Source organism: Lysobacter solisilvae, assembly GCF_016613535.2.
In the GTDB taxonomy this organism is placed as follows: domain Bacteria; phylum Pseudomonadota; class Gammaproteobacteria; order Xanthomonadales; family Xanthomonadaceae; genus Agrilutibacter; species Agrilutibacter solisilvae.
The window spans coordinates 1,367,717-1,377,395 of the sequence record NZ_CP071518.1; the positions used below are offsets into that span (position 1 = coordinate 1,367,717).

Here is a 9,679-nt window from a genome sequence, read left to right on the forward strand (position 1 = left end):
TCCCCGCGGTCCCTGTCGTCCCGCCCCGCCGTTCTCTGCCACCGACCAGGTACATCATGCTCAGAGCCAGTGCGGGACTGCTCGTCATCGGATGGCTGGTGGTGTGCGTGCTGTACCTCGCCGGCACGCTGGCCTGGGACAACCGGCTGCTGTGGATCTGCGTCGTCGCATTTCCGTCGGCCTGCATGATGGGCCTGGCCGCCGCCGCCGAAGAAGGCAGCCATCGCCTGGCGGCGGTGGGCGTGGCGCTGGCGGCATTGGCCAGTTGCCTGCTGTTTGGCGTCTTCTACTTTTTCCTGTTCGGACTGGTTGGTAGCTGACGTCCGAAGCACTGACAATCCAGTCGACCGCCGCGCATCACCGGCGCCCGACTGAAGCACGGAGGCATACGATGTTCGTGGTCCTGCTGACCTACACCGCCCCGCTGGATGCCGTGGATCGCCACGTGCCCGCGCATCGGCAATTCCTGGAGCGGCAGTACGCCGCGGGCGTGTTCCTGCTGTCCGGGCGCAAGGAGCCGCGCGACGGCGGGGTGATCCTCGCCACCGCCGCATCGCGCGCGCAACTCGACGCCGTGCTCGCGCAGGATCCCTTCATGCTCCACGGGATCGCCGATTACCAGGTGCTGGAGTTCCATCCGACCATGGGAGCACCGGCGGTCAATGGATGGCTGGAAGGTTGAAGGGGCCGCACTTCGCAGTCGGCCCGGCACACGCCTCCGCGTGGCGGCCGTAAACTGACCTCCCTCCATCCGGACGCCCCCATGCTGTCGATCGCCAGAGGTTGCCTGCTGTCGTTGCTGTTCGCCGCCTGCGCCGGTGTGTTCGCACCCGCCTTCGCCGCCGATTGCCCGGTCACCACCGACTATGCCCGCGCGCGCGCCATCGTGGCCGACCTCAACCGGATCGTGGCGCCCCAGGGTGTGCAGGAGTCCTACACCACGCGCATCGGCGGCATCGACCAGTGGATCAACGTGCGCGGGCAGGATCGCGACAACCCGATCATCCTGTTCGTGCATGGCGGGCCGGCCTCCCCGCTGATGCCGACGCTGTGGCAGTTCCAGCGGCCGATCGAGGAATACTTCACCGTCGTCAACTGGGACCAGCGTGGCGCCGGCAAGACGCTGGGCGAAGTCGACCCGGAGTCCATCAGCGACACCATCCACATCCCGCGCTACGTCGATGACGCCATCGAGGTCGCCGAGCACATCCGCCGGAAGTTCGGCCAGCGCAAGCTGATCCTGATGGGGCACAGCTGGGGCACCATCGTGGGAATGGGCGCGGCGCTGAAGCGGCCGGACCTGTTCCACGCCTACGTCGGCATCGGCCAGGTGATCAACGTGCGCGAGAACGAGCGGATCAGCTTCGACTACGCGGTCGCGCAGGCCCGCGCCCACGGCAACACGGCGGCACTGAAGGAACTGGAGGCCATCGCGCCTTATCCCGGCGACCAGCCGATCACCCGCGAGCGCATCGTGACCGCGCGCAACTGGGCGCAGCACTACGGTGGGCTGAGCGCATACCGGGCGACGTCGGATTATTTCTACGACGCACCGCGACTGTCGCCGGAATATGCCCCGCAGGACGTGTGCTCGGTGGACGAGGGCAACCGGTTCACGCTTGGCCGCATCCTGCCCGAATTCCTGGCGGTGGATTACACCGTCGTGCAGGCGTTCCCGATCCCGGTGGTGATGTTCATGGGCCGGCACGACTACACCACGCCGTCGGAACCCACGCAGCGCTGGCTTGACGCGCTGCAGGCACCGTACAAGCGGGGCGTGTGGTTCGAGAACGCCTCGCACATGATTCCCTAGGAAGAGCCCGGCAAGCTGCTGCTGAGCCTGGTGGAGCACGTGCGGCCGCTGGCGGTGCCGTCCGCACCGGCACCCGCCGCCACCACAGGACAGGCCCGATGAACCAGCCGCGGCCATTGACGCGTGGGTGGTTCCGGATCGCGGACATCGCCGCCCGCCTGCTCGCGCTGGGCTGCGTGCTGTTCGCGGTCGCCTATCCGTTCCTGGCGTCCGAAGTGGCGGCCCGCCACGGCCAGGCGCCGGCGTGGGGCGCGTGGTTCTTTGCCTCGCTGGTGTTCGTGGCCGCGGCCGTGGGCGCACATGGCTTCCTGCGCCGCCGGCCGACGGCGCTGCTGCTGATCGCGCTGCCCGCCGTGCTGTTCCTGACGGATGCACACGTGATGGCGGCGGTCTGCTGGTTGCTGGCCGTGGTGCTGCTGTTCGCCGCGCCATTCGCGCTGGCCCTGCGCGAAGCGCGCGCCGCGCCCCGGCGCGTGGACTGAATTTCGGAGCGGCGCGGTATCCGCCGCCGTCGGGCGTCAACCGTCCGCGAGTGCCTCGCCGGTGCGGGGCAGCGCGACGCGGCGCCGCTTCCAGTACACGCGCACCAGCCAGAAGAGCAGCATCCCGGTGACCAGCAGCACGGGCAGGGCGAGCAGCCCGGATTTGCGGATCGGCATCGGGAAGAATTTCGCCTCGCCGAGGAAGGCGGACGTCGTGGCGATCCACATCGCGTAGGTCATCCGCCACAGGTGGCGGGCCAGCCGGTGGGCGCCTTCGATGCGACCGGCCCACAGCAGGCGCGCGTCCATCGCCGCGGCCAGCAGCGCCGCGGCGCCGAACAGGAAAAGCGGGGGTGCCGGAATGCCGTCGACGCGTCCGTTGGCGCTCTGGGTCGCCTCGATGCCGTAGGCGAAGCCGAAGGCCGCCAGCCCCATCGCCAGCAGCATCAGCGCGGCGGTCACGCCGCGCGTGCGGTCCACCGGCCGTTTGACGGTCAACCAGGCGGTGCTGACCAGATAGAAGGTGAGCAGGCCCGCGACGACCGAACCGCGGTCGGGCTTGAGCCAAGCCAGCACCGCGCCGGTACTCGACATCACCAGCATCACCGCGAAGAAGACCGTCCCGCTGCGCCGGTGCAGGGGCGAGCCCTTGGTCGCGAACAGGGCGGTGAATCCGGCGGCGAGGGCGAGGATGCCGCAGGCGATGTGGATCCATTTCATGTCGGTGACCCCGGTAAGACGCAACGTGCGCGCCGTCGGAGCTGAATCTGGACGCGCGCGGACGGCCTGCACAGGGGGCGTGCGACGGGCGACGGCTCCCGGGGCGCGGACGACGGCGCGACGCGACGGGTGGCGCCGCGGACCGGCGGGTGGTGTCCGAGTGCGATGCGAGGCGGACGCGACATGCGGCAATCGGTGCGCCGGTGCCGGTGCCGGTCACAGGCGGACGTGCGGCGGCTGGACATGCCCGCACCGGCGCCACGGCTCCGTTGGTCCACAACGGCCTGCGTCGCTCGTCGCCCCGATCCGTGGCTGGCGGCCTCCACGCCGTCGCCCGTCGCCTGGCGGCTTCCGCTGAGCTGCCGGCGCCCGAACACTCCGACGCCAACGCCGCATCCACCGCGAGCGAGCCGGAGAACGCCATGCAGCCGTCCAGCCCCACCGCCGATGCCACCCCGGGGCTCCTGTCAGCCACGCCCGCTCGCGCGGGCCGCGTCGTCGACGCCGAAGCAGGCAACCGTGCGGCGCGAACCCTGCGCCTGGTGGCCGCCGTCTGGTTCGGCGTCGCCGCCACGGGCCAGTTGATCTTCGTCGCCTACATCCTGGGCCTGTATGGCCTGTCGGCCCTGCGCGGCGACCTGGCGGCGTGGAATGCGGTGATGCCCCGGGCGTACGTGCCCGGCGCGACGTTCGCCAACACCGTGATCGGCGTGCACCTGGCGTTCGCCGCCATCGTGGTGACCGGCGGAATCTTCCAGCTGGTGCCGGCGGTGCGCCGGCGCTGGCCGGTCTTCCATCGCTGGAACGGACGCGTGTATCTGTCGGCGATCTTCCTGGTGTGCACCGCTGGACTGATCATGTTCGCCACGCGCGAAATCGTCGGCGACCCCGAGCAGCGCGTGGCCAGCGTGATCAATGTGGCGCTGATCCTGGTGTTCGCGGTGCAGGCGCTGCGCCACGCGCGCGCGCGGCGCATCGACATCCACCGGCGCTGGGCGCTACGCCTGTTCCTGGCCGCCAGCGCCGCCTGGGTGTTCCGCGTCGCGCTGATGTTCTGGATCGTGGTCAACCAGGGGCCGGTCGGCTTCGATCCGAAGACGTTCCAGGGGCCGTTCCTGATCTTCCTCGCCTTCGCCCAGTACCTGCTGCCACTGGGCGTCCTGGAGCTGTATTTCCTTGCGCGGGACCGCGGTGGCGCGCGCGTCCGGTACGCGATGAGCGCCGGACTGGGCTTGGCGACGCTGGCCACGGCGACGGGCATCGGTGCAGCGACCATGATCCTGTGGTGGCCCAAGCTGTAGGCCCGCTACTCGTTCCGGCCTTCTGCGCTATCGTCCCGCCCATGCACTCTCCCGACGCATCCGCGGCTGCTCCGCGCCTGTTCACCTGGCAACGCGTGCGGCCAGTGGCGATCGCCTGCTTCCTCGTCAGTCTGATGATGTCGCTGACCTGGCAGGCCTCGTATGCGGTGCTGATCACGCGGCTGCTGATGGTCGGGATGACCGCATTGCTGGTGTTCGGCGTGCTGGAGCGCTGGCCGCGAAGGCTGCCGCGTTTCGTGGAACGCTGGGCGTTGCAGGTGATCGGCGTGGCCGTGGTCATCCCCTTCGCGACTGCGATCGCCTATGCGCTGACGGTGTGGGGCGAGCCGAAGCCGTGGTTCATGGACAAGGACCGGATGGGTGGCTTCAGCGCGATCTGCATGCTGGGCCTGCTGATCGCACCGTGGATGGCAATCGCCGCGCTGCTGCGGCAGATCCGCGGCGAGGCGCAGCGGCAGGCGCTGGCCTTCGAGCTGGAGCGCAGCCAGTACGAACGCAATGCGCTGGACGCGCGCCTGCACCTGCTGCAGGCCCAGGTCGAACCGCACTTCCTGTTCAATACGCTGGCCAATGTGCGCGAGCTGGTGGACTCCGGCTCCGCGCAGGCATCGGCGGTGCTGGGCAGCCTGATCGCCTACCTGCGCGCGGCCGTGCCGCGCCTGCACGAGCCGATGTCGACGCTGAGCCAGGAACTGGACCTGTCGCGCGCCTACCTCGAGGTGATGCACATGCGCATGCCCGACCGCCTGCAGTTCTCCCTGCACGCCGACGACGCGGCGCTGGCGCTGACCTGCCCGCCAACCACCCTGCTCACGCTGGTGGAGAACGCAGTGCGCCACGGCATCGATCCGGCGGAGGAGGGCGGCCGCATCGACGTACGCGTGCGGTTGCGCCACGGCCGCTGCCACGCCGAGGTGAGCGATACCGGCGTGGGCATCGCCACGCACGGTGAACACGGGCTGGGCACCGGGCTGGAGAACCTGCGCGAACGCCTGCAGCTGGCCTTCGAAGGCGACGCGCAACTTCGGCTGACGCCGCTGGCGCCGCACGGCACCAGCGCGGAAGTGGAATTCCCCGCCCGGAGCGCACCGGCATGAGCGCGAGCCGGCCGACGGCACTGATCGCAGACGACGAACCCCTCCTGCGGCGCTCGCTGGTGCGCCTGCTCGCACAGGCCTGGCCGGAGCTGGAGATCGTGGCGCAGGCGCGCAACGGGCGCGAGGCGGTGGAGCGTTTCGAGGCGCTGCAGCCCGACATCTGCCTGCTGGACGTGCACATGCCGGGCCTGTCCGGCGTGGAGGCGGCGCGGCTGATCGGTCGGCGCGCGCACCTGGTATTCGTGACGGCCTACGACCAGTACGCGTTGCAGGCCTTCGAGCACGGCGTGCTCGACTACCTGGTCAAGCCGGTGGAATTGACCCGCCTGGCCGACACCGTGGCGCGGCTGCGCGAGCGGCTGGGCGCATCGCAACCGGCGCCGGATACCGATGCGCTGCTGGAGCAGCTCGCCGCGCGCCTGCAGAAGAAGGTGGCGGCGCCCGAGCCACTGCGGTGGATCCGGGCGTCGGTCGGCCCGTCGCTGCGCATGATCGCGGTCGAGGACATCGACTACCTGCGCTCCGACGAGAAGTACACGCTGATCGCGTGGCGAGGCGATGGCGGCAAGCCGGGCCAAGCCCTGATCCGCACGCCGCTGAAGGAACTCGTCGCCCAGCTCGACCCGGCGCACTTCGTGCAGGTGCACCGCAGCGCGGTGGTCAACCTGCGGGCCATCAGCCATGTCACCCGAGGCGCCAACGAGACCGCCCACGTGCACCTGCGCTCGCGCGAGGAAGTGCTGCCGGTGAGCCGCAGCTACCTGCACCATTTCAGGCAGATGTAAGCAGATCGAGATGGGCGAACGGGGGTGGCCGTCAGCCGTGGCCGATCAGGCGCGCAGCCCCGGTGGCGCGATGCACTTCGGCGCGTCCGGCGCCCAGGACATGCTCAGTCTTCGGCGCCCGCAGAACCACCGTCATCGCCACCCAGGGCGCCGGCGCGGTCGTCGAAGGCAGCAAAGCCCTCGGCCGGATCGGTGCTGGCGTCGTCTTCCACGGGCTCACGCGGGGCGGTGATGGTGGTGCGCACCGGGCCCGCCGCGGGGCGGTTGCGTGGTGGCGGCAGCTGCGCGGTGGCGGCGTCGGCGGCCAGGATCAGTTCCTGGCGGCGTTCCTCGGGGACTTCCTGCCAGTGGCAGTCCAGCAGTGCGCCTTCGATCGCGTAGAGCAGGTTCAGGCCTGGCTTGAAACCGGCGCGCTTGACGCGCATGAAGGCCTCGACGGTGCCGACCGCGGCCAGGTCGTCCAGCGTGCGCAGGCCCACCTGGCGCAACCACGCCGCGCTCTTGGGGCCGATGTTCCGCATCTTCACCGCGCTCATGCCAGCGATTCCACAAAAACCTGCGCCAGGGCTTCCAGCCCGCGCTGATCGTGTTCATCGAACCGGTCGAGTTCGGGGCTGTCCAGGTCGAACACGCCGATCAGTTCTTCTCCCCGCAGCAGCGGCACAACCACTTCCGAACGCGAGGCCGCATCGCAGGCGATGTGGCCGGGGAAAGCGTGCACGTCGGCCACGCGCTGGGTCTGGCGGGTGCTCGCGGCCGCGCCGCACACGCCCTTGTCCAGCGGGATGCGGACGCAGGCGGGTTGCCCCTGGAACGGGCCGACCACCAGTTCGCGACCATCGAAGAAGTAAAAGCCGGCCCAGTTGAGCGCGGGCAGCGCGTGGGCCACCAGCGACGACAGGTTGGCGGCATTGGCGACGCGGTCGCGTTCGCCGGCCAGCAGGCCACGCGCCTGGTCGACCAGCTGTGCGTACTGCTCGGGCTTGTCGCCCGACAACGGAGAGGCCTGGAACGTCATGGCGGCAGTGTAACAGTGGTCGCCGACGCCGCCCTCCCGGTCCCGGCTACCATGGGCGAGGCCGCCGGAGGACGCGCATGGAGCTGATCAGACTGCCGATCGACCACATGCCGCCCCAGTGCGGCTGCCAGGCCGCGCGTCGGCCGGCCAGCGTCGGCGGCGCGTGTCCCCGCACGGCGACGGGTGGGCGCGCATGAGTGCGGCCGTCACGCACCGCGCGCTGTTCGTTACCGGCACCGACACGGGCATCGGCAAGTCGGTGGCCAGCGCCGCCCTCCTGCACGCCTTCCGCGCGCGCGGACTTCGTGCGGTGGGCATGAAGCCGGTGGCCAGCGGCTGCGAGTGGCTGCAGGGCGGCTGGCGCAACGAGGATGCGCTCGCGCTGCAGGCGGCGAGTGACCCCACGCCCGACTACGACGACATCAATCCCTACGCGCTCGAGCATCCGCTCGCACCGGAACTGGCCGCTGCGGACGCCGGCATCTCCATCGCCCTGCCGCCGATCGTCGCCGCGTATGCGCGGCTGCGCGCGCAGGCCGACGTGGTCGTGGTCGAAGGCGTGGGCGGCTGGATGGCGCCGCTGACCGCGCAACTGGACCAGGCCACGCTGGTGAACGAGCTCGGGCTGTCCGTCGTGCTGGTGGTGGGCCTGCGGCTGGGCTGCATCAACCATGCGCGGCTGACGGCGCGCGCGATCCAGGCCGATGGCCTGCACCTGGCCGGCTGGATCGCCAACGAGGTGGATCCATCGATGGCGCGGCGCGACGACAACGTCGAGATCCTGCGGCGCGTGCTGCCGGCGCCGTGCTGGGGCCGGCTGCCGCACGCCGCGCAGATCGATCCGGCGAGGATGGCCGCCGGGCTCTCGCCCGGGCCCTGAACGGCATGAGACGCCTGCCGAACAGGGAGCGACGCCGCTCCGGCGGCATGTGCAGAAGATGGCTTTAATCCCGGCCTGACTTCCGGCAGGGTTATCGGACGACAGCGGCAACGCTAAACTGCCCAGTTCAAGAAATGGACCGACGAGGCTGGCATGGCCCGATTGCAGTGGAATCACGGACTCCCGCTCGTCCTGGCCCTGGGCCTGACGGTGGCGCTGAGCGCGTGCGGCAATGGTGACGCGGCCGGTGCCGGCGCGGCCGCGGGTGGCGGCGGCCCTCCGGGCGGCATGCCGCCGCTGCCGGTCGAAGCCATCACGCTCAAGCCGCAGAAGCTCGAGGCCGGCCTGCAGACGGTCGGCAGCCTGCGGGCGGACGAATCGGTGGTGGTGCGCCCCGAAGTGGGCGGTCGCATCGTCCGCATCAACTTCACCGAAGGCGCATCGGTCAACGCCGGCCAGCCCCTGTTCGTGCTGGACGGCAGCGTGCAGCAGGCGGCGCTCAACGAGCAGCTGGCGAACGTGGAAAACAGCCGCCGCGCCGCCGAACGCACGCACCAGTTGCTGGGCGACAAGCTCATCGCGCAGTCGGACTACGACCGCGCGCGCGCCGCCTACGGCGTCGACCAGGCGCGCGTGGCTTCGGCCCGAACCGCGCTGGCGAAGATGACGATGCGCGCGCCGTTCTCGGGCCGGATCGGCCTGCGCCAGGTGAGCGTGGGCGACTTCGTCACCGTCGGCCAGGACCTGGTCACGCTGGTGCGCCTGGATCCCATCGAAGTGGATTTCAGCGTCCCCGAAGGCGCGCTGCCGCAACTGGAAAACGGCCAGCGCATCGCCATCACGGTCGACGCCTTCCCCGCCGACGAGTTCGTCGGCAAGGTGACCGCGATCGATCCGGTGGTCGACCCCAACAGCCGCAGCGCCAAACTGCGCGCGCAGATCCCCAACCCGGACGGCCGCCTGCGCCCGGGGCAGTTCGCGCAGCTGCAACTGGACACCGGCGCCAACTCGGTCGACGCGGTGATGGTCCCCGAGCAGGCGCTGATGCAGGAAGGCAGCCAGCGTTTCGTGTGGACCGTCGTCGCCGGCAAGGCGAAGAAGGTGATCGTCAAGACCGGCGTGCGGGTCCCCGGGGCGTTCCAGGTCATCGACGGCGTCAAGGCCGGCGACCAGGTGATCACCGCGGGCCAGAACAAGCCGATGATGAGTGATGGATTGCCGGTGCAGGTGTTGCCGGGCGAGGGTGCGGCTGAAGCCAGCCCTGCCGCTGCAAACCCGGCAGCCGCCAAGCCTGCGTCGGCCAAGGCCGCCGAACCCAAGCCCGCCGACCCGAAGTCGGCCGAACCGGCGCCGGCCGAAGCGAAATAGTCAGCCCGCGCTGCGCGGCAACGCGCAGCGCCGTCCCACGCCGGGGTTGACCGCCACGGCGCGCAGGTTCCCGGAACGGGCGGCCTGGCCACCCTGGCCACCTGTTCCACCGCGGCGCGATGCGCCGCCTCCATGCGTGGCCCCTGCCCGCACGGAGTCCGCCAGATAGGGCGCTTCCCACGGGACGCGCCGCG

Annotated in this window: 12 protein-coding genes; 9 read left to right on the top strand and 3 right to left on the bottom strand. The window is 70.5% G+C overall.

The genetic code is table 11. The annotated features are described in order from the left end of the window. The first annotated feature begins 56 nt into the window (after window positions 1-56). From I8J32_RS06030 to I8J32_RS06045, 4 genes are all read left to right on the top strand, one after another. Complete coding sequence (locus I8J32_RS06030) at window positions 57-320, top strand: hypothetical protein (protein ID WP_200616193.1); 264 nt, start codon at window positions 57-59, stop codon at window positions 318-320. Window positions 321-391: 71 nt separating this feature from the next. Beyond that, on the top strand, window positions 392-682 hold the full coding sequence (locus I8J32_RS06035) for a YciI family protein (RefSeq protein WP_200616192.1): 291 nt from the start codon (window positions 392-394) through the stop codon (window positions 680-682). 81 nt (window positions 683-763) lie between these two features. Next, on the top strand, window positions 764-1,813 hold the full coding sequence (locus tag I8J32_RS06040) for an alpha/beta fold hydrolase (RefSeq protein ID WP_207526823.1): 1,050 nt from the start codon (window positions 764-766) through the stop codon (window positions 1,811-1,813). Between the two features lie 98 nt (window positions 1,814-1,911). Then, the gene (locus tag I8J32_RS06045; RefSeq protein WP_200616189.1) at window positions 1,912-2,295 is read left to right on the top strand and encodes a hypothetical protein; all 384 of its coding nucleotides are present in this window, start codon (window positions 1,912-1,914) and stop codon (window positions 2,293-2,295) included. Window positions 2,296-2,331: 36 nt separating this feature from the next. Here the strand turns inward: I8J32_RS06045 and I8J32_RS06050 are convergent, their stop codons facing one another. Beyond that, window positions 2,332-3,015 carry a DUF2306 domain-containing protein gene (locus I8J32_RS06050; RefSeq protein ID WP_207526824.1) on the bottom strand — a complete coding sequence of 228 codons (684 nt, stop codon included), beginning with the start codon at window positions 3,013-3,015 and terminating at the stop codon, window positions 2,332-2,334. Window positions 3,016-3,323: 308 nt separating this feature from the next. On the opposite strand from I8J32_RS06050, the gene I8J32_RS06055 reads away from it, so the two are divergent. The 3 genes from I8J32_RS06055 to I8J32_RS06065 are packed head-to-tail and all read left to right on the top strand — an operon-like array spanning window position 3,324 to window position 6,219. Beyond that, entirely contained in the window at window positions 3,324-4,316 is a 993-nt protein-coding gene (locus I8J32_RS06055) for a DUF2306 domain-containing protein (RefSeq protein ID WP_200616186.1), read from the top strand. A gap of 41 nt (window positions 4,317-4,357) precedes the next feature. Further along, a complete protein-coding gene (locus tag I8J32_RS06060) occupies window positions 4,358-5,434 on the top strand; it encodes a sensor histidine kinase (protein ID WP_200616184.1) in 1,077 nt (358 codons plus the stop codon). Further along, window positions 5,431-6,219 (top strand): LytR/AlgR family response regulator transcription factor, encoded by a 789-nt coding sequence (locus tag I8J32_RS06065; RefSeq protein ID WP_200616182.1) that lies wholly within the window; start codon window positions 5,431-5,433, stop codon window positions 6,217-6,219. The genes I8J32_RS06060 and I8J32_RS06065 overlap by 4 nt, the downstream gene beginning before the upstream one ends. A gap of 104 nt (window positions 6,220-6,323) precedes the next feature. On the opposite strand, the gene I8J32_RS06070 is transcribed toward I8J32_RS06065, so the two are convergent. Then, on the bottom strand, window positions 6,324-6,755 hold the full coding sequence (locus I8J32_RS06070) for a TfoX/Sxy family protein (protein WP_200616181.1): 432 nt from the start codon (window positions 6,753-6,755) through the stop codon (window positions 6,324-6,326). Continuing rightward, window positions 6,752-7,237 carry a GAF domain-containing protein gene (locus I8J32_RS06075; RefSeq protein ID WP_200616179.1) on the bottom strand — a complete coding sequence of 162 codons (486 nt, stop codon included), beginning with the start codon at window positions 7,235-7,237 and terminating at the stop codon, window positions 6,752-6,754. Before I8J32_RS06075 ends, I8J32_RS06070 begins: the two co-directional genes overlap by 4 nt. 193 nt (window positions 7,238-7,430) lie before the next feature. Between I8J32_RS06075 and bioD the strand changes: the two genes are divergently transcribed. Together bioD and I8J32_RS06085 are read left to right on the top strand one after the other, a co-directional pair. Beyond that, on the top strand, window positions 7,431-8,117 hold the full coding sequence (gene bioD, locus I8J32_RS06080; protein ID WP_200616178.1) for a dethiobiotin synthase: 687 nt from the start codon (window positions 7,431-7,433) through the stop codon (window positions 8,115-8,117). 153 nt (window positions 8,118-8,270) lie between these two features. Further along, entirely contained in the window at window positions 8,271-9,485 is a 1,215-nt protein-coding gene (locus I8J32_RS06085; protein ID WP_200616176.1) for an efflux RND transporter periplasmic adaptor subunit, read from the top strand. The last annotated feature ends 194 nt before the right edge of the window (window positions 9,486-9,679 follow it).

What these genes read in the sequence shown, in the direction of transcription:
- I8J32_RS06070 (WP_200616181.1), bottom strand. Translation starts at nt 6,755, where the DNA reads ATGAGCGCGGTGAAGATGCGGAACATCGGCCCCAAGAGCGCGGCGTGG.
- I8J32_RS06075 (WP_200616179.1), bottom strand. Translation starts at nt 7,237, where the DNA reads ATGACGTTCCAGGCCTCTCCGTTGTCGGGCGACAAGCCCGAGCAGTAC.
- I8J32_RS06065 (WP_200616182.1), top strand. Translation starts at nt 5,431, where the DNA reads ATGAGCGCGAGCCGGCCGACGGCACTGATCGCAGACGACGAACCCCTC.
- I8J32_RS06035 (WP_200616192.1), top strand. Translation starts at nt 392, where the DNA reads ATGTTCGTGGTCCTGCTGACCTACACCGCCCCGCTGGATGCCGTGGAT.
- I8J32_RS06040 (WP_207526823.1), top strand. Translation starts at nt 764, where the DNA reads ATGCTGTCGATCGCCAGAGGTTGCCTGCTGTCGTTGCTGTTCGCCGCC.
- I8J32_RS06060 (WP_200616184.1), top strand. Translation starts at nt 4,358, where the DNA reads ATGCACTCTCCCGACGCATCCGCGGCTGCTCCGCGCCTGTTCACCTGG.
- I8J32_RS06085 (WP_200616176.1), top strand. Translation starts at nt 8,271, where the DNA reads ATGGCCCGATTGCAGTGGAATCACGGACTCCCGCTCGTCCTGGCCCTG.
- I8J32_RS06050 (WP_207526824.1), bottom strand. Translation starts at nt 3,015, where the DNA reads ATGAAATGGATCCACATCGCCTGCGGCATCCTCGCCCTCGCCGCCGGA.
- I8J32_RS06045 (WP_200616189.1), top strand. Translation starts at nt 1,912, where the DNA reads ATGAACCAGCCGCGGCCATTGACGCGTGGGTGGTTCCGGATCGCGGAC.
- bioD (WP_200616178.1), top strand. Translation starts at nt 7,431, where the DNA reads ATGAGTGCGGCCGTCACGCACCGCGCGCTGTTCGTTACCGGCACCGAC.
- I8J32_RS06030 (WP_200616193.1), top strand. Translation starts at nt 57, where the DNA reads ATGCTCAGAGCCAGTGCGGGACTGCTCGTCATCGGATGGCTGGTGGTG.